Annotated in this window: 17 protein-coding genes; 9 read left to right on the top strand and 8 right to left on the bottom strand. The window is 63.3% G+C overall.

The window, feature by feature from the left end:
- On the bottom strand, nt 1-2,688 hold the full coding sequence (locus tag CBM981_RS04290; protein WP_087067400.1) for a patatin-like phospholipase family protein: 2,688 nt from the start codon (nt 2,686-2,688) through the stop codon (nt 1-3).
- Between the two features lie 329 nt (nt 2,689-3,017).
- Nucleotides 3,018-3,287 (bottom strand): hypothetical protein, encoded by a 270-nt coding sequence (locus CBM981_RS04285; protein ID WP_197686667.1) that lies wholly within the window; start codon nt 3,285-3,287, stop codon nt 3,018-3,020.
- On the opposite strand from CBM981_RS04285, the gene CBM981_RS15785 reads away from it, so the two are divergent.
- From CBM981_RS15785 to CBM981_RS04265, 4 genes are all read left to right on the top strand, one after another.
- Nucleotides 3,217-3,852, top strand: a complete 636-nt coding sequence (locus CBM981_RS15785; protein WP_369801686.1) for a transposase — start codon at nt 3,217-3,219, stop codon at nt 3,850-3,852. The two genes, CBM981_RS04285 and CBM981_RS15785, sit on opposite strands and share 71 nt — an antisense overlap.
- 33 nt (nt 3,853-3,885) lie before the next feature.
- The gene (locus tag CBM981_RS04275) at nt 3,886-4,275 is read left to right on the top strand and encodes a hypothetical protein (RefSeq protein ID WP_087067399.1); all 390 of its coding nucleotides are present in this window, start codon (nt 3,886-3,888) and stop codon (nt 4,273-4,275) included.
- 345 nt (nt 4,276-4,620) lie between these two features.
- On the top strand, nt 4,621-4,950 hold the full coding sequence (locus CBM981_RS04270; protein WP_087067398.1) for a transposase: 330 nt from the start codon (nt 4,621-4,623) through the stop codon (nt 4,948-4,950).
- On the top strand, nt 4,887-5,519 hold the full coding sequence (locus CBM981_RS04265; RefSeq protein WP_157665508.1) for an IS3 family transposase: 633 nt from the start codon (nt 4,887-4,889) through the stop codon (nt 5,517-5,519). The genes CBM981_RS04270 and CBM981_RS04265 overlap by 64 nt, the downstream gene beginning before the upstream one ends.
- Nucleotides 5,520-5,651: 132 nt before the next feature.
- On the opposite strand, the gene CBM981_RS04260 is transcribed toward CBM981_RS04265, so the two are convergent.
- Nucleotides 5,652-6,788 (bottom strand): IS5 family transposase, encoded by a 1,137-nt coding sequence (locus tag CBM981_RS04260; RefSeq protein ID WP_087066680.1) that lies wholly within the window; start codon nt 6,786-6,788, stop codon nt 5,652-5,654.
- A gap of 83 nt (nt 6,789-6,871) precedes the next feature.
- Here CBM981_RS04260 and CBM981_RS15780 point away from each other — a divergent pair, with 83 nt between their 5' ends.
- Both CBM981_RS15780 and CBM981_RS16160 read left to right on the top strand, forming a co-directional pair.
- Entirely contained in the window at nt 6,872-7,033 is a 162-nt protein-coding gene (locus CBM981_RS15780; protein ID WP_225867531.1) for a hypothetical protein, read from the top strand.
- Between the two features lie 24 nt (nt 7,034-7,057).
- On the top strand, nt 7,058-7,246 hold the full coding sequence (locus CBM981_RS16160) for an IS3 family transposase (protein WP_369801685.1): 189 nt from the start codon (nt 7,058-7,060) through the stop codon (nt 7,244-7,246).
- On the opposite strand, the gene CBM981_RS15185 is transcribed toward CBM981_RS16160, so the two are convergent.
- The 3 genes from CBM981_RS15185 to drmC all read right to left on the bottom strand — a co-directional run bounded on the left by CBM981_RS15185 (nt 7,227) and on the right by drmC (nt 8,902).
- Nucleotides 7,227-7,676, bottom strand: coding sequence for a hypothetical protein (locus CBM981_RS15185; protein WP_172820809.1), 450 nt, complete (start codon nt 7,674-7,676; stop codon nt 7,227-7,229). The genes CBM981_RS16160 and CBM981_RS15185 overlap by 20 nt on opposite strands.
- A gap of 70 nt (nt 7,677-7,746) precedes the next feature.
- Nucleotides 7,747-8,049 (bottom strand): hypothetical protein, encoded by a 303-nt coding sequence (locus CBM981_RS04250; RefSeq protein ID WP_087067395.1) that lies wholly within the window; start codon nt 8,047-8,049, stop codon nt 7,747-7,749.
- A 52-nt stretch (nt 8,050-8,101) separates the two neighbouring features.
- On the bottom strand, nt 8,102-8,902 hold the full coding sequence (gene drmC / locus CBM981_RS04245) for a DISARM system phospholipase D-like protein DrmC (protein WP_255376852.1): 801 nt from the start codon (nt 8,900-8,902) through the stop codon (nt 8,102-8,104).
- A 14-nt stretch (nt 8,903-8,916) separates the two neighbouring features.
- Here drmC and CBM981_RS04240 point away from each other — a divergent pair, with 14 nt between their 5' ends.
- The gene (locus CBM981_RS04240; protein ID WP_087066680.1) at nt 8,917-10,053 is read left to right on the top strand and encodes an IS5 family transposase; all 1,137 of its coding nucleotides are present in this window, start codon (nt 8,917-8,919) and stop codon (nt 10,051-10,053) included.
- A gap of 212 nt (nt 10,054-10,265) precedes the next feature.
- On the opposite strand, the gene drmB is transcribed toward CBM981_RS04240, so the two are convergent.
- Nucleotides 10,266-12,176 (bottom strand): DUF1998 domain-containing protein, encoded by a 1,911-nt coding sequence (gene drmB, locus CBM981_RS04235; RefSeq protein WP_087067394.1) that lies wholly within the window; start codon nt 12,174-12,176, stop codon nt 10,266-10,268.
- A gap of 7 nt (nt 12,177-12,183) precedes the next feature.
- Nucleotides 12,184-15,726, bottom strand: coding sequence for a DISARM system helicase DrmA (gene drmA / locus CBM981_RS04230; protein ID WP_087067393.1), 3,543 nt, complete (start codon nt 15,724-15,726; stop codon nt 12,184-12,186).
- Between the two features lie 93 nt (nt 15,727-15,819).
- Between drmA and CBM981_RS04225 the strand changes: the two genes are divergently transcribed.
- Both CBM981_RS04225 and CBM981_RS04220 read left to right on the top strand, forming a co-directional pair.
- A complete protein-coding gene (locus CBM981_RS04225; RefSeq protein WP_087067392.1) occupies nt 15,820-16,974 on the top strand; it encodes an AAA family ATPase in 1,155 nt (384 codons plus the stop codon).
- A gap of 131 nt (nt 16,975-17,105) precedes the next feature.
- Complete coding sequence (locus tag CBM981_RS04220; RefSeq protein ID WP_225867529.1) at nt 17,106-18,431, top strand: Fic family protein; 1,326 nt, start codon at nt 17,106-17,108, stop codon at nt 18,429-18,431.
- The last annotated feature ends 147 nt before the right edge of the window (nt 18,432-18,578 follow it).

Here is an 18,578-nt window from a genome sequence, read left to right as displayed (position 1 = left end):
TCAGCTTGACCGATCGCCATCGCCACATTCTCCCCACCAGCTGTCAGGGAAGGGCCCACGGCTGTGCAACCAGGGTCGCAACAGATCCAGACGGGCCTGTACGTCGTCAAGCTGGCCCAGATGACTGAGGAGAGGCTGATCAATCCACCGAAGATCCTCTGGCTGCTCTGTTGTGTTGTTACCCGCTTCGTGCTCTGACGCTCGCAGCCACTCCGCGTGCACTGTGAGCTGCCGGCAGACCGCCTGGCGCACCGCAAAAGGCAGATCCAGCAGCGCCCGCTGGCAGCCTGGTTCGATCGGCCCTGAGTCGCTACTCGAGTCCATAGGGGTCGGGCGGGTCAGGGCTCGCGCCAGGCCAGTGACGAGCGACTGGCTATGTTCCAGATAGCTGTAGTAGTACTCCAGCAAGTTGAAGACGGTTGTGATATATCCAGCCAGGGTGGTGACTGCTGCTGCCGGGCACACGCCCTGCTGTGCTGAGTTGCCATCCTGGATCTTGCTCTGACAGCACGTGCACTGCGCCCCTGGTGTCAGATTCAGCAGGATCCTGCCCTGAAGTTGATCCTGGCCGGGCTTGCGGCTGTACCAGGAGCCCGGGGCCTCGACCCGCCCATCAAGGACCCGGCTTGGGGCATAGAAGTGGAAGCCCTCGATCCAGAGTGTGGTGGGCAGATTCGTGGCCATTTCGCAGATCAGAGGAATCCATGAGTACTCCTTTGGCACCCGCTCGGGGCTGATTCTGCAGTTCTCCAGCACCTGCTGCTCCGTGATCTCTGGGGCATGCAGCGCCGCTTCGAGCATCGAAGCAACGTTCGTGACGAGCTGGTGGATGGTGTGGCTGATGACCTCGCAGCAGGGAGCTTCTGTATGGCCTGATCCCACCCGCAGGGCTTCAAAGAGTACGTCCCAGAGCTGCGCCGCCTTGATGAGCTTGAGTCTGTCGATCAGTTGATCCAAGTCCTGATCACCTGGATTTGGTAGGTTTTCATCCTTGACTGCTTTCCAGATTTTCCACAGACACGGATCATCGCCCGACTCCATGGTGTCGCCGCGAACACTGCCTCCGCCTTCCTGCTGCTGCTTGATCAGGCGGGCTGCCACTCGGGCGTGACGCACCTTCCGCATCACCGCCGTCTCGCGATAGGCTTCCTCCAGATTGTCGTTGAGAGCATTGAATGTCTGCACTGGCAGCGTGATCAGCTCGGATGCATAGTCCGGGTCAGATTCGGCGCCTTGGATAAGCTCGAAGACCATATTCCTGACCAAGTGAGGAGTGGCCTGATGGATCTTCTTGCTGCGGCCTCGCTTCTCTCGCTCATCATCATATTTGCTCTGGAGATAGCCGTAGGTAAGCGCGCGTGTGCGCTTGAGGTAGCCGCTGAACATGGGCACTGGCTGGCTTGCTCGCTGCAGCCAAAGGTTGGATTTCAGTGTTGCCAGCAGCCCTGGCTCTGCAAGAACCAAACGCAGTGTTGCGCCCATTAGCGCCCTGGTATCACTTCTCCCGCGCTGCCTGACAAATCCATCCGTGAAGCCTAACGATAGCAACATGGTGGAGACACTGTTGCGCAGAAAAGCCCACAGAACCAAGCCCAAGAGCACAAGGACGAGGAATGCCCATGGAATCCATTGCTTGATTGCTATGATGATCAGAGCAGTAAGAATTGCAATCCAGTACAGTAGTCTTAATGGATTGCTGCGGCGAACTGTGGAGTTGGTCCGTTTCTGTGCCGCGTTGTAAAAGCTTAGTGATGGCTGGATATTGTCGACATCCGTGGCGATCACCAGGAACAGATCATCATACCGATCTGCTGAGGATTCTCTTCGTTCGGTGGGCTGTTTTTTGCTGTCCAGCAACGTACGGATATCCTCCACACTGGCGAGGCCGAGATTGTCGTAGAGGCCGCCATCCAGCAATCCCAAAGCCTGTTGTCTCTCGCACACCTCGGAGCTGGCAAAGGCGGCCTTGGCTTTTTCGCCTCCTCGGTGAGGCGAGAAAAAGTCGCTGGGGAAGACCATCGGCTCCAGACCTACTGGGAAGGCGTGGGAGGCGGCCACACAATCGGCTATGCGCAGCAACTTGGTGAAACGGTATAAGTCTCGGGTGGGATTGCGGTAGAGCCTTGGTGTGAGGATCCACCTGCCCACCACAAAGGCCACATCATTGCCGTCGTCAAGTTGGTGCTTCTGCAACCCAAAGCGAAACAGATTCAGGCTGCTGATGTCGGTCGCGTTGAAGAAGGCATAATCGGGAGAAAATCGCTCATTGGAGAGCAGGGCCTGGATTCGGTCGCTTCCCATCAACGCCTGCTCGCCCAGCAGTCTCGTGAACAGATCATCATTCGACTTGGCGGCTGCCTTGATCAGTTTCCTGTTCTGAACTAACCAGGAGAGATGGACGAATTCTTGTGCCATCTTCTCCGTAGAAAGATGGCTCAGAAACGGAGTGAAAAAGCTGTCGTAAAATGATGCTTCCTGATCATCATGCTTGCAGGTGGGATTCGTCCGTGCTGCGCCCGCCTTGGCGCACAGATAGGCACCCAGGGCGATGCTTCCACCCGATACGCCTGAGAGCACCGCTGTCTTGTCCAGGAGCTCCAGATCCTTGAGCAGTGCCAGAGTGCCCAGTGAGAAGGCCGCCGCCCGGTAGCCGCCGCCTGAAAAGGACAGCCCCAGAAAGCGCTTCACGGGCTCTCCCTGGCTTCGTGCTACTTCCAATTGTCGCCTGCTCTGAGTTGAAAGTTGGAGTTGAACGGCGGGCTCTTCCTGCAGGATGGCCCGATGTCCAGGGCATAGCCAGAGCTGAGTGACTTGGCAAGCCCTGCGACCCCTAGCTTTCACTGCCGCATGACATTCGGGGCGGGTGATCAACGGGAGCTTGTGTGGCTGATCAGCCGAATCGAGCACTCTGGTGGTTGGACCTGATGCTCTTCCTTGCAATCCCTTTGGGGTCGGCAGACCGCGGTGATCAACCCAGTGGGGGCTGGGCAAGGGAGAGGCTCATGCCCCCGCATGGCTCAGGACTTCAGGGCTGCGGCCACATCTGAGAGCCGCAGCACCAGGGTGTTGGGATCGGTGGGTGAGGGATCGAAGCCCGTGTGGAGATCGAAGGCCCTTGCGGCGGGGGAGATGGCATGCCCCAGGATCCCGCGCACCCCGATCTGCTCGCTGGCCTGGAGAACCCGCTCGAAGGCATCGGCCAGAGGGGCGAGGGTGATGCCATGTGCCTGTACACGGCGGCAGACCGCCAGGCGGGCCAACAGCACCACTGGAATGGAATCCGGCATGTTGCGGCGGAACTGGCCGCTCTGCCGTGTTCATCACCGCTACGCGGAAGGGTTCGCCTACGCCAGGAACCTGCTGCAGTGGGTCTCGAAAGCCCATCAGGGCATGGTCACCGCCGCGCTGCGCTCGGTGTTCGCCCAGGAGAAGGCCGCTGAGATCGAGGCCCGCTGGGATGACCTGGCCAGCTCCCTGGCGGAGCGTTTCCCCAGGGCGGCAGACCTGATGCTCGAAGCCCGGGAGGACGTGCTCGCCTTCCGCCACTTCCCAGACCAGCACTGGCGCAAGGTCTGGAGCACCAACCTGCTCGAGCGGGTGAACGAGGAAATCAAATGCCGCACCCGCCTGGTGGGTGCGGTGCTGCTGGAGCAGGGCGAGCACTGGCAGCTCGAGGGCCGGCAGGTGAAACAGAACGCCCCGGATCACTGGTATCGCCAACAACCAATCGCTTGCCCCGACGAAAGACTTGACAAGTCAATCGTCCGGGTTCATCGTGAAACAACGAGGCGCCCACGCACCACGCGAATGACCGCCCGTCATTCACTTCTGTTCACTATTGAATCAGGGTAAACGGGCCTCGGGAATTACACCTCGCAAAGGGACATGGCTGATTTTGGCTGGCTGGTCGAGCCAGGCGACGAAGATAAATGGGGTCCGCAGGAGCTACAGGCCACATTCATAACCCCGTTCAAGCTGGACTTCCGCCACGAAGCCTTGTATTCGGCCGATGTGGAGATCACGTTGATCAGCAAGGGCGTGGCCCAGGCCGAGCTGCTGAAAACTTATTCGAAGCTCAATCTCTGGGATGTCAGGACCTACCATGCTAATTTTTATAATCCCTTCGTCGCGGCTTTAGAGGTGAAGATCCAGGTATACAGTTGGAGCTTCTTCCAGCGCCACCTCTTCTCTACAGAGACTGTCCCGGCGACTTCTGGCTCGATCTGCCGCAAGATCTGGGGAACCGTATTCAGCCGCCACTACGGTGCTTGCTAGGACTTTGTGAATGTAGAGCAGCAGCCCGCCAGACACGGCAAAAGCCAAAGCTGATCTGATCTCTTCGGCTCTGTTCTTCTACTGTGAGTACCCCCGTCGACGTGGGCTGATTCACCCATTGCCGCTTTAACTGGGGCTATGGTGCTTCATCCGGTGGTTGTGGCCAGCGCCTGCTGCTTTGTTCACTTATGCGTGAACAACTTGAGCAAGTAGTAGGTGGTAGCGAGCAGGTGCCATTCACTACTCACCTTCTCCAGCCGTCTCAGCAGGAAGCGCCGCTGGGGTTCCCCCGATTTCAAGGACAAGTCGATAGGGGTCACGCCATGACCATCAGACTGTTCATCGATGAGCAACCTCACCAAGACCCGGCGCCGGTTCACGGCGCAGAAGAAGGCGGAGGCCGTGGACCTCTGCCTGCAGGAGGGCCTCTCCTGCAATGCCGTTGCTGAGCGGCTCGGCCTTCCTTCCAGCAGCCTGGCCCGCTGGGTGCGTCAGGCCCGCATTGATCGCGGCCAGGCCGGCCCCCGCGACCAGGGCCTGCTCAGCAGCGAGGAGCGCGCTGAGCTCAACCGGCTCCGCAAGGAGAACCGGGAACTCAGGAGGGAGAAGGAATTTTTCAGGCTGGCGGCAGCGCACTTTGCCAAAGAGCAGCTGCCGCCGAGAGGTTTCGCCTGATCGATCAGCTCGCTGATCAGCACTCGGTGGCCTGGCTGTCCCGGCAGCTGGGTGTGGCCCGCAGCGGCTTCTACGCCTGGCGGCAGCGGCAGGAGGCGCCGGGAAAGCGGGCGGCCGAGAACGCCCGGTTCACCGCTGAGATCCAGACGGTGTTCGGCGAGCACCGGGGCTTCTACGGCTCTCCTCGGATCCACCAGGAGCTGCGCGCTGCAGGCCATCCGGTGGGCCGCCACCGTGTCGCCCGACTCATGCAGAGGGCTCGGCTCAAGGCCAGGACCCGCAAGCCGTTCCGGCCCTGCTCCAAGGCCGGCGGCGGGACTGCTGGGGTGGTGGAGAACCTGCTGGAGCAGGACTTCCTGCCCCCGGCTCCCAACCGCTGTTGGGCGGGCGACATCACCTCTATCCGCACCACGGCGGGCTGGCGGTATCTGGCCGTCTGGATCGATCTGTTCAGCCGCCGTGTCGTCGGCTGGAAGCTCGATCACCGCATGGATGCTGCCTTGGTGATCGAGGCCCTTAAGAGTTTGCAGAAAAAATCTCGTCGCGAGGCGAGTTCTCCCCCTCCGTGACCCAGCCAGCTGGTCATGGCGAGGCGATTATTGGAATGACTCAGGCTCGCTGTGAGTCCCTGATCCTCGGGATTGGTACCTCGCTCGACGCTGAATCTCCTCGCAGGCTCCCATCTCTGGAGAACGGCCTGTTCATGCCATCGCCTCCACAGGCCTGAGCAGGTTGCTCAGGCGGATCAGGTTGTAGGCGATCACATGCAGTCCGAACATGGCACTGACATTGGCCTGGCCGCGCAGCTTGAACTGGCGCAGGCCGCCGAACTGCTTGATCCAGCCGAAAACCTTCTCGATGCCGCGGCGTGCATGGATCGACTTGGCATAGCCCTCATGGCGAGTGGTGCGGCCATCGATGGCGGAGCCGCCGGAGCGTCCTGCGTTCTGGGCGACATGCGGGGTAACGCCGATCCGTCGCATCTCTGCGACGAATCCATGGGTGTCGTAGTTCTTGTCAGCACCGATGGTTTTCTGGTGGTGCCCGGGGAGATCGGCGGCCATCTCCTTGGCCGCATCCCGTTCGCCGTAGCCGTCAGCCTGGGTCACCCGGCAATCCACCACCAGGGCATGGCGGTTGTCCATGAGCACATGCCCCCGGTAGCTGGGCAGGGCCGGGTGAACATTCGACTTGCGGGCCAGAAGAGCGTCGGGATCCGTGCCGGAGCGATGGGTCTTGTTGCTGAGACGCACCCCGCGGAAGTCGCCCTTGGCCCGCTTCCTGCCATCCTTGGCCGCCCCGAATCCCTCGCCAGGGCCTGATGGCGGAGGCGGCGGGTCATCCTCTCCGTCGATTCGCTCCAGGGAGGCATGTGAGGCCCAGGCTTGGAGCAGGGTGCCATCGACGGAGAAGTGTTCATTGCTGAGCAGCGGTTTCACCTCCGGTGCCGCCATCAGCTTCTCCAGGAACCGGCCCATCAACTGCTCGTTGAGCAGCCGCTCACGATTCTTGGTGAACGTGGTCGGATGCCAGATCGGATCGTCAGGACTCAAGCCCACAAACCAGCGGAACAGCAGGTTGTAGTCGAGCTGCTCCAGCAGCAGGCGCTCCGAACGGATCCCGTAGAACGCCTGCAGCAGTGAGGCCAGCAGCAATTGCTCAGGCGGTATCGATGGCCTGCCTTCTGAGGCATAGAGATGGCAGAAGGTGGGATTGAGGCGATCGAGAGCCTGATCCGCCAGCTTGCGAATCCGCCGCAGCGGATGGCCGGCCGGAATCCGCTCCTCGATCGAGACGTAGGAGAACAGTGAGCCTGTGCGCTCCTGCTGACCACGCATCAAGCCTGAGGCGGATACTCCATTTTCGCAGGGGTGGGCGGGTTTTTCAGCGAACTCTTAACAGGGCGCTCGGCCACCGGCAGGTGGAACCGGAGCTGCTGCTGCTGCACACGGATCAGGGCAGCCAGTACCGGGCTACCGACTACCGAGTCCTTCTCAAAAAGCACGAGATCAGCTGCAGCATGTCCGCCAAGGGCTGCTGCTGGGACAACGCCGTGGTGGAGAGCTTTTTCTCCACCCTGTAGCCGAAGGCTTCTGCGAAGCAGTAGCTGGAACTCGACCTCGATGACAACCGAGAGGAACTGGTTTCACCCCAGCAGCTGCAGCGTGATCTGGCCTTCTGGATCGAGGGCTACTACAACCGCGAACGGCGCCATTCAACGATTGGCTACATCAGTCCAATCGACTATGAGCAGCAGTTCATTGCAGCTCGTAGACTCAACCCTGTGAACCCCTGATCGGTGTCCACGAAATCGTGGGAACCCCATGGACAGCGAAGAAAGAAAGTGGCTCGACGGTGTGGTCGTTCAACCATCTCACGGCTGATAGGTGTGGATCGGGAAACTCTTTGGCGATCCAGACGACTATCTTTGCTTCCAGGCCTGCGAGGTAGGTCAGGATCTGGCCAAGGTGATTGTGATCGGTTATTTCAAGTTGGTTCTCTATCAGTATGAGGCCGTCGTCTTGGGGGTTCCTTGCCAGGATGTCAGCAGAAAATGTTGATACGGATACTTCTTGCCCTTCTAGCTCTAGCGGTATTCCGATGGCTTGAGACAGGCGATCCAGATTTTCGGCAAGCCATGGGGTGAAGCTGTGTGCCTCGTGTGACCAAGCCTCTCGGAGATCCACAGACTCCAATGTGCCCAGATTATTTGTAGGGCTTGTCATCTCGATGCCTGGCTGGGGCCGAGTCACTTGATGGGTCCATGATACAGCTTGCAGGTTGCGGGTTCCTGTCTCACAAGTTGCCTTGAGCTTCAACCATCTCCTTGATGCCCCTTAGCAGTTTGCGTATCCAGTCTGTGTCGATGTAGCCCATTCCTCCGCTATGCCGATCACGTCGGGCCTCAAATAAAAGGGCGCAGCGCATCTCGGTGAGGGTCTTGGCCGATTGTTCATTGGCAAGTTCGGCACATGCTTTAAATGAGCCCGCTTCTTCATAGCCGTTAATCGTATGAGCGAAGTCGAACCACTCATTCAGATCTCCATCGGGATCTGGGATGTCATAGGGCTTGAGTTTGTCGTTGGGTATCTCTTTCATGGTTTCTGTGGCTGCTTTGCTATCCGATCAAGATTGCAGGCAGGATGTGATGTCAGATTTCAACAAATAGCCTATCCGCCACCAGCCTCTGAAAGTGATCGCTGATCTGCTTGGCACGCCAGGGCTGTGACACCAGCCAGCCGGCTTCGAAGTTGTGGCGCTGGGCTGCCTCACTGAAGTTGGCGCTGGTCACCAGAGCGCTGGCGCGGTCGGTTTCGGCGTCGGCGATCACAACCTTGGCGTGCTGGCAGCAACGCTCGGCAGGCCCGCTGAGCAGTCTCCGGTCAACGTAGGCCCGAGGCTTGGCTGGCCAGGGCCACACCTCGGCATGGAACCAACGGCGGATTGCGGCCAGGGGATCAGAGCCAAAGCCCTCAGCGATCTGAACGGGGTGGAAGAACAGATCTACGCGCTGCAGGTCCTCCGACTCCAGGCGCAGGGCGATCGACTCCAGCAGCCCACGGAACTCACACGAGAGCCCGATGTTGTAGGTGGCGATCAGCAGGCTGGACCGGGCGCGTCGGATCAATTGGTCCACCGTGGCGAAGGTGTCGGCCGTCTTGGCGTGGAGGGGCTCAGGGCCTGACCACACAAAGCTCCAGGCATCGCGCTCCCGTTGCAGGGACTCCTGCTGATCGGCCAGCTGGTCCAGCACCAGCGCCATCAACCGTGGATGGCCGCCCTCGCGTGTCATCGCCACCAGGAAGGGTTCGAGCTGGCCGCGGCCGTCAGCGTTCAGCCCTGCCAGCACCCCCTGCCAGCTGGTGGGCACATAGCTGAGTTGCCGCAGGGAGGCCGCGACAGCTCTAAGAGTTCGCTGAAAAACCCGCCCACCCCTGCGAAAATGGAGTATCCGCCTCAGGCTTGATGCGTGGTCAGCAGGAGCGCACAGGCTCACTGTTCTCCTACGTCTCGATCGAGGAGCGGATTCCGGCCGGCCATCCGCTGCGGCGGATTCGCAAGCTGGCGGATCAGGCTCTCGATCGCCTCAATCCCACCTTCTGCCATCTCTATGCCTCAGAAGGCAGGCCATCGATACCGCCTGAGCAATTGCTGCTGGCCTCACTGCTGCAGGCGTTCTACGGGATCCGTTCGGAGCGCCTGCTGCTGGAGCAGCTCGACTACAACCTGCTGTTCCGCTGGTTTGTGGGCTTGAGTCCTGACGATCCGATCTGGCATCCGACCACGTTCACCAAGAATCGTGAGCGGCTGCTCAACGAGCAGTTGATGGGCCGGTTCCTGGAGAAGCTGATGGCGGCACCGGAGGTGAAACCGCTGCTCAGCAATGAACACTTCTCCGTCGATGGCACCCTGCTCCAAGCCTGGGCCTCACATGCCTCCCTGGAGCGAATCGACGGAGAGGATGACCCGCCGCCTCCGCCATCAGGCCCTGGCGAGGGATTCGGGGCGGCCAAGGATGGCAGGAAGCGGGCCAAGGGCGACTTCCGCGGGGTGCGTCTCAGCAACAAGACCCATCGCTCCGGCACGGATCCCGACGCTCTTCTGGCCCGCAAGTCGAATGTTCACCCGGCCCTGCCCAGCTACCGGGGGCATGTGCTCATGGACAACCGCCATGCCCTGGTGGTGGATTGCCGGGTGACCCAGGCTGACGGCTACGGCGAACGGGATGCGGCCAAGGAGATGGCCGCCGATCTCCCCGGGCACCACCAGAAAACCATCGGTGCTGACAAGAACTACGACACCCATGGATTCGTCGCAGAGATGCGACGGATCGGCGTTACCCCGCATGTCGCCCAGAACGCAGGACGCTCCGGCGGCTCCGCCATCGATGGCCGCACCACTCGCCATGAGGGCTATGCCAAGTCGATCCATGCACGCCGCGGCATCGAGAAGGTTTTCGGCTGGATCAAGCAGTTCGGCGGCCTGCGCCAGTTCAAGCTGCGCGGCCAGGCCAATGTCAGTGCCATGTTCGGACTGCATGTGATCGCCTACAACCTGATCCGCCTGAGCAACCTGCTCAGGCCTGTGGAGGCGATGGCATGAACAGGCCGTTCTCCAGAGATGGGAGCCTGCGAGGAGATTCAGCGTCGAGCGAGGTACCAATCCCGAGGATCAGGGACTCACAGCGAGCCTGAGTCATTCCAATAATCGCCTCGCCATGACCAGCTGGCTGGGTCACGGAGGGGGAGAACTCGCCTCGCGACGAGATTTTTTCTGCAAACTCCTAAGCGTTTCAGCCGGAAGCTTGAGGGCCATCAGGAGGCTCCCGAGTTGATGAAGCTCCAGAAGCTCAGATCATCGGCGTCGTCCACCACCGCCACCGTGCGGCTCACCAGGGCCCGATCAAGGAACTCATTGCGCTGCTCACAGGAGGTTTCGGCGATCAGCTCACAGCCGTGGCAGGCCGCGCCATGGGTGGGCCGGATGTCGAAGGGGTGGTTGGGATCGTGCTCGGAGCAGAACGGATCGTTGCTGCACAGCTGCCCCCGCTCGAAGGCCCGCTCCAGGTAGGGCACGATCCGCTTTCCGGCATCCACAAGGCCGCCCAGGGTTCCCTCGGACCCCGAGCTGCTGGTGAGCAGCAGGATGCCGTAGCCGATCTCCGCGTTGGCGTAGATCCGCTCACGGATCGAGCTGGCGCCATAGCCACACTCCAGCGCCATCTCGGTGATCAACAGATGGCTGAGGCTGTGCAGCAGGAGGTAAGGCGCTCCGGGGAAGGGGAACTGCTCGGCATCCAGCCCCCGCGACTTGAGCCAGTCGTTCTCGAAGGCCTGGCTGAACTGGCCGGCGCGGCTAACCACAGCATCGCTGGCCGCCCAGGCCTTGATCGTGGCCGGCTCGAACTCGATGAAGATGCCCTCCCCCTTGTTCTCGGCCGCCGGCAGCCAGCGCAGATCGTTGGCCAGGGGAGCGCGGCGGTTGGCTCCGGTGGTGTCGATCGGCAGCCCGCCCAGGCTGCTGGTGCGCGGTGTGAAGCGAGTGAAGCCCACCAGAGCCTGCACCTCCCGCAGTCGCCGCACCAGCAGCACCCGGCGGATGGCCCGCTGAAACCAGGCCGGTGGATCCGGCGGTGACCACACGCTCGCCTCGAACAGGCTGTCCTCCGCCGTGCTGGAGACCCCCTCCATCGGGCCCACCAACAGCCGCAGTTCCTCGTCCTTCGGTTGGGGCATGTCGCCGCTGCTTCCGCCGCGAAGGGCTTCGATCGCCTGCCAGAGCGCCGCGGGCTCCACGCCTGCGAAAGCGCTCTTGAGCCGGGGGTTGAATTTCAGCGCCGCTGCGATGTCGTCCTCAGCCTCAATGCCTTCCAGCTCATCCTTGAGTTCGGTGACCCGCTTGGCCAGGGCGCCGGCCTCCTCCGGCAGGGAGATCACCGAGATCGTCTCGCTGAAGTAGGCGTTGGTGGCCGATCGCACCAGCAGGCGGTTCAACGTGGGTTCGCCATCGGTGAGGCAGCGCTCCTGATCACGGCTGTAACGCCCCAGCCAGGGGGTGTGCCCCTGGCAGGTGCCGAGAGCCTTGGTCTCGGGGATCAGGGCATCGGCGAGCTTGCGGGTGACGCCACCCTCCGACTGCACGAAGATCTGGGTGAAGTCGTTACCGGTGCCGGCCTCCAGCAGATAAAGCCGTTCGTCGTTCTTGCAACCGAACTGGTTGAAGCAGAAGTCGCGCCAGCGGATGTCGCTGAGGTGCCCGTGCGGGCACGCCATCACGAAGCGCACCGGCACCAGCGCATGTTCGCCGTCGGCGTCCTTGTACTTCTTCCAGTCCTTGATGCAGCTGTCGTTGAAGTGCACCAGCAGGCGGGCCCTGCATGGGATGCCGAAGGCCTCGCGGTCGGGCAGCTTCTTCTGCACTACCGACCACTCCGGAAACCGCAGCGCCTTGATCGAGCCGCTGATCTTCTTCAGGGGATCCACCTCCTTGGGTGGGGTGCGCAGATCCACCCGCGCCGCGCCGGTGGCCTGCCGCGCCAGGCGGAGCAGCCGGGGTTCATGGATCTGATCGCAGCCGCGGTCGTTCCAGAAATCGAGCCCGCCGATCAGCACCGCGTAGTCGGGCAGATCCACCATGGCGCCAGGGCCAGCAAGCTGCAGCACCTGGCTCTGGCGCACTTCTCCCAGGGGCGGTGGTGCGGATTGGCGGCGGCTGCTCGGCGGCATGGTTCAGCTAGTCCTCAGCGGTGATCTCTTCCCGGAAGTTCACCAGCCGGATCGGCACCGCGGGCTCCACATCGCGCAGGCTCCAGTTGGTGGTGAACTGCTTGTAGCCGTCGCTGGCATAGAGCGTGTCGTTGTCCAGGGGGGTGTGCAGCAGGCCGGCGCCAGCGCCCTTGTCCTCATAGGTCCAGTACTGGAGTTTGACCTCGGGTTGCTGGGTGAGCTTCCACCAGGCCTCCATCAGATCGATCACCTGATCACGCACCTCCGTGGGCAGCAGATGGCTGTGGCCATCGTCGGCAGCGCCGGAGGCCATGCAACGGCTCTGCAGGGCCGCGGCGATCTGCTCCTTGATCTGCTGCAGCGCGTCAGCGGCCATCGCCCCCTTGGCCGGCGCCAGCCGGGCATCGGTGTGACGGGCCATGGCCACCACCACCCCAGGCAGGCCGCGATCAAGCGCCCGGCTGGCGAAGGGGGTGCAGCTGGTGGCTTCCACGTGCCGATAGAACGTCTGGTGCCAGTAAGGGAACAGCTCGAAGTGGGAGCGATCCCGGGGGCGGTTGGGGTTGAGCAGCACCAGGACGAGGCCCGGCTTGTTCTCCTCAGGATTCCCGCTCAGTTGCCGGCCCACCCGGCTGGTGGCCTGGATGTACTCGGCGGCCGTCTTGGGCTGGTTGAGCACCACCATCAACCCCAGCCGGGAGATGTCGAGGCCCACCGAGATCATGCTGGTGGCCAGGGCCACATCCAGGCGTTCCTTGTCGACGTAGGGCTTGGAGAGGCGATCCTTGGTGGCACTGATCTGTGCTGTGCTCACCCGCGAGGTGAGCTCCTCGGGCATGGCGGGCCGGCTGCGGCTGGCAAAGGGGTTGTCGACGCCCTCCATCGGCAGGGCCCGGTTGCTGGCGAATGCCTCCAGCTGGGCGCCGAGTTCGTCCTCGAGGATGCTGCGGGTGACCCCCAGCTCCTTGAGGTTGGAGAAGTAGCCCAGCAGCGTCATGTAGGGATCCGCCGGGTTCCTGGCTCCCATGCCCTTGTGGTCATCCCAGGCCTTCTGGGCCGCGGCCATCAGGCCGAGGTAGCTGCGCAGCAGCACACCCTTGAGGTTGCGGCCCGGCGCGGAAAGGCCCACATAGAGGCGGGCCTGGTTGGGGTCTGGCTCCGTGCGGGAGAAGAAGTTGTCGCCCCGCTCAGGACCAGGCGGCGGGAACACCCGGGCCTGGCCACGGCCGAACAGGGCCCGGATCTGGGCTTCCGCCCGGCGCACCGTGGCGGTGGAGGCAATGATCTTGGGCGGTGGCGACTCGGACGTGGGCCGCATCAACCGTTCGATCACCGCCTCGTAGAGGCCGGCCAAGGTGCCAAGGGGGCCGCTGATCAGGTGCAGCTCGTCCTGAATCACCAGCTCAGGCGGCAGCAGCCGGCCGTGGGGGATCGTCAGGCCCATGGCCTTCTCGGCCGGGCCCCAGAAGCCCGCTACTGCTCCCCCTGTGGGTAACTGGTAGTGGCTCACGTTGCCGAACAGGGCCGAGGTCTTCCCCAACCAGGGCAGGGCGGCGAACTTGTCGATTGTGGCGATCAGGAAGCAGGGCAACCGCCGATAGATCTGCTCATCTACGGCGAGCACCGGCAGCGGCACATCCTTGTGGAAGGGGCAGGGGCCCATGTGGGTGAACTCCTGGCGATCCTCAGGAACGATCGGCTCTCGGCAGTAGATCTCCAGCCGATCAGGCTTCTTGGGGGGAAGGAGCTTGAAGCCTTCCGGCCGCAAGGGCCGATTGCACCAGGGGCAGGTTTCGATCGGGATGGGTCTCTCGCCGCCCCGCTTTGTCCAGCGGTTCAGCACCGCGTGGGTGCACTTGTCATCGGAATCGCCAGGCCCGCCGAGCTTGTTGGGGGTGGCGGCCTTGCCCACCCACATGCCGATCTCGAACGGCCACTCCCCCAGCAGGAAGCGATCGCCGGCCTCGGCCCGCTTGAGGCGCTCCAGCTCCAGGGCGCAGATCAAGGTGGCGGCGCGGCCCAGCTGATCGAGGGTGAGCAGGCGCAGGGTGTAGCGCATCAGCACGGTGACACCCGCCGATTCGATGCCGGGATGGGCCAGGCGCCGGTGCACCAGCGTGAAGGCCGCCAGGCCCAGATAGGCCTCGGTCTTGCCGCCACCAGTGGGGAAGAACAGCAGCTCTACCGTCTCGCGATCCAGCCGGCCGCGTTCGGTATCGGGCTGGGCCAGACCCGGCAGGTTCATCAACACGAACGCCAGCTGGAAGAACCGCCAGCCGGGCGTGCGGGTGCCGGGCTGCTTGCCGATCCGCTCCGGTGGCACCCTGGCGCTGAAGGCCGAGCGCTGGCGCTGGGCCCGGGCCATCACCAGGTTCATGGTGCGGAAGGCTTCGCGCACCAGCGGATCGGCGAGCAAACGGATGCCGGCCTCGATACGATCGGCACAGTCCTGGGCCTGGGCGCGCAGCTGCTTGGCCGTGTCGTTCTGATCCTTCTCGCTGATGGGGTGCTTGGGTTGCTGGGTGATCCAGCCCCGGTAGGCCGTCACCATCGGCAGGAGCTTGGCGATGATCTGCTCGCTCTGGGCCAGATCCGCCAGAGCCTCCATTCCCATCGGCACGTTGGCGGCCGTCGCCGGCGGTTCCGGCAACACGCGCATCACCTCGGCCGTGGGCAGCCAGGTGGTGGTGAGTGTGAAGGCGCGATCCGGCCGATCCTCGTGGATACCAGCGGCGATCACGGCCACGTTGTGACCGCTGGCAAAACAGAAGTCGCGTCGATACTGCAGGGCCGCGAGCGCTTCATCGCTGTCCTGGTTGGCAGCGCTCTGCAGCGCGTCCCGGCGCGGCGGGAAGCCCTGGGGGCAATGGAGGCTCAGCTCAGCCTGGAAAGCCGTGAAGGGATCGCGGTAGCGAATCTGGTTGGCCCTGGGCGGCTCGCGCTTGTTCAGCAGAAACAGCGACACCGAGAGCTGATCGCTGGGATAGCCGAGTTTCTTCGGGGCTGTCCGGGCAATCCAGCGCAGGCACAGGCCTTCGGGGTTGGCCTCCAGAGGGATGTCGTAGCTGCTGCCGGGGCCGGCGATCACGAAGCTGTGCTGCACCCGTTGAGGCGTGCGCAGCCAGTGCCTGGGCTCTTCTCCGTCGGCGGGCGGGGTGTAGTCGCCCCAGCTCACGGTGGCCTCCAGGGTGGAGCCCCGCTCCAGGATGAAGCTCATTCCCAGGGACGACGGGAACCAGGTGCGGCGCTTGTTGGCCTGGGCCAGCGAGTCGTTTGCGTCTTCGTCGGGCTCCTTCTTCTCCAGCCGAATGGAGGCGTCATTGCTGGGTTCCTCTCCCGCCTGATCGGCGTTGGAGTCCTCTCCCGGCTCGGGTGGCCGTCCCGCTTCCTGTTGGAACTTATGCGGCACCAAAAAGCCCGTGGTGTACCAGACCGACGGGGGCTGGCTGAGCTGTTCATGGCGCCGGGCCACGTCCTGCCAGCCGGGGCCGATCAGATCGCTGCGCAGGGCGGCGACCAGCTGCTGACGGATCTCGGCGGAGGTGGCCATGGGGGCATTGTGGTGGCCCCATGCACCGGGGGCAGCTTATGGGCATTTATGGCTCAGCCATAATTAGTGAGCTGCCGTAGTTCCCCCTAAGCCATGGCCGCCGTCTTCCGCCGTCCCGCTCTGGCCTCCGAGCTGGCGGGCCGGCTGCTGCGCCCTGGAGTTCTCGACGAGGGCCTGCGCTCAGGCCTGTTTCTCTCAGGGCTGCGCCGCACGGGGAAAACCACCTTCCTGCGCACCGACCTTGTGCCGGAACTGGAAGCTCAGGGTGCGGTGGTGATCTACGTGGACCTGTGGAGTGACATCAAGGCCAGCCCAGCCGCGCTGGTTTATGCCGCCGTCCGCCGCGTGCTGAAGGAGCTGGCGACTCCGGCCTCGGCGCCGCTGGCCCGGTTGCGACGGCTCAGGGGGCTTGAGCTTGGCGGAATGGGCTTTCGCTTTGGGTTCCAGTTGGAGCAGCTGGGAGAGCCCGGTGGCGCCAGCCTGGCTCAGGCGCTCACGGAGGTGGTGGATCAGGCCAAGGGTGATGTGGTGCTGATCGTGGATGAGGTGCAGCAGGCGATCACAACCGAGGAGGGCAATCAGCTGTTGCTGGCCCTCAAAGCCGCCCGAGACGCCATCAACCCCAGACCGGAGACGCCAGGCCACTTCCTGTTTCTCGGCACCGGCTCGCATCGAGCCCTTGTGGGTGAACTGACCGCACGACGCAACCAGGCGTTCGCCGGGGCCACCTCGCTGCCTTACCCCGTTCTGGATCAGGACTATGTGCGCCATGTGCTGCAGCGGTTGCAAGACGACGCTGTGCAGGCCCTGCCATCGGAGGAGACGGCTTGGAAGGCCTTCCAGACCCTGGGCCATCGGCCTGAGGAGTTTCTGCGTGCCCTGCAGCAACTTCAGCTCAGCAGCCGTGGTGACTCGGACTTGGAGCCGGATGAGCTGTTGCCGGTGATTGCCGCCACCCTGCGCGGCTCCGCCGCAGACCTGGAGTTGCAGAAGGTGGAACAGCTCGGCGGGTTGGCCATGGCGATCTTTGAGCGGGTGGCCCGGGAGGAGGGCCCAGCCAGGGGTCTGTTCTCAGCCGAAGCGGCCGCGGCCTACGGCGAGGCGATCGGCCGGGAGGTGCGGGTGGAGGAGATCCAACCGGTGGTGAACGAACTCCTTGGAGACAATGTGCTGATGCGGCTGGGCCATGGCCTCTACGGGGTTGCCGATCCCTTTGTGCAGGAGATCTGGAGGGAGCGGCAGCGCTGATCCTGGATTGCGAAGGCATGGCGGCTGCACCAGCCTCCGGAGAGTCCGCCAGTCGACAAAGGCCCGCCCACGCCCCGAACACAACGTCAAGCCATCTTCTAATTTGAAGCAAGTTTGAAGTTCATCAGCCCTTGCCCACCCGGCTGCCCCGCAAGCCCCCTCCCCTCAAGGAGCTGCTGAAGCACTGCGGCGACCTACGGGAGACGCTGCGGCTGCTCGCCGGTCTCGCAGGCGAAGCCAGTGGTGATCGCTACCTCCACTGGGATGAGCTGCGCTATCGCACCCCGCCTGAGGGGCTGAGCCATGAGCAGTGGTGGCTGGCGGAGAAACTCTCCAGGCGGCCCACACCCCTGCCACTGCTGGCCGCTGACGGCCAGGCCTTCTGGTTCTCGCAGCCGCTTGTGCTTCAGCAGGCGCTGCACCAGATCGATATGCAGGCCGGGGCGAGCGTGATGGCGCCCGAGGCCGTCACCACCCGGTCGACGCGGGATCGCTATCTGCTGAGCTCACTGATGGAGGAGGCGATCACCTCCTCGCAGATGGAGGGCGCTTCCACCACGCGGGATGTGGCCAAGGCGATGATCCGCAGCCGCCGGCCACCGCGCGATCGTTCCGAGCGGATGATCCTCAACAACTTCCTCACGATGCAGCGCATCCAGGAGGTGAGCAAGCAAGCGCTGACGCCGCAGCTGGTGCGGGAGCTGCACAGGCTCGTGAGCGAAGGCACCCTGGATGACCTGGCCGATGCTGGCCGCCTGCGCCCAGCCGGCAAGGAGGTGGTGGTGGATGGCGCCAAAGGCACCGTGTTCCACGTGCCGCCACCAGCGGAGGAACTGCCCGGGCGGCTGGAGGAGCTGTGCCGCTTTGCCAATGGCGAGACCCCCAAGGTGTTCATCCACCCGGTGGTGCGGGCGATTGCCCTGCACTTCTGGCTGGCCTACGACCACCCCTTCTGCGATGGCAACGGCCGCACAGCCCGGGCGCTCTTCTACTGGGCGATGCTGCATCAGGGCTACTGGCTGTTCGAGTTCATCTCGATCTCGTCCGTGATCAACAAGGCCCGGGGGCAGTACGAGCGCTCATTCCTGCTCAGTGAGAGCGACGACAACGATCTCACCTACTTCCTGCTGGCCCAGGTGAAGGTGATCCAGCAGGCCATCGCCAGCCTGCATGCCTACCTGGAGCGCAAGGCCGGCGAGGTGGGGGCCCTGCAGCAGCGGCTGGAGGGGATCGCTGGCCTCAATCACCGCCAGCTGGCGCTGCTGCGTCATGCCCTGCGGCATTCCGGGTTTCGCTACACGGTGCTCTCGCACCAGAACAGCCATGGGGTGAGCCATCAGACCGCTCGCAGCGATCTGCAGAAGCTGGCTGCGCGTGGGCTGCTGATCGCGGGCAAGGATGGGCGTCGCGAAGTCTTCCGGGTGCCGGAGGATCTGGCGGCACGGCTGCCGGGCTGAGCTGGCGGAAGACGTTGACGGGGTTTTGTCCGGCGACAATCTGGTTGAGGGGTCGCGCCGATCTGGTTGACCGCTTCTGAGGGGGTCTGCTGAATCCGGTTGCCATGCGCAGGGCACCGGGCCATGCCTGCTCCCCTCACCGCTCAA

The sequence above is a fragment of the Cyanobium sp. NIES-981 genome (assembly GCF_900088535.1).
In the GTDB taxonomy this organism is placed as follows: domain Bacteria; phylum Cyanobacteriota; class Cyanobacteriia; order PCC-6307; family Cyanobiaceae; genus NIES-981.
The sequence above is the reverse complement of the archived record's forward strand: the minus strand, read 5'-3'. Positions and strand labels throughout refer to the sequence as shown.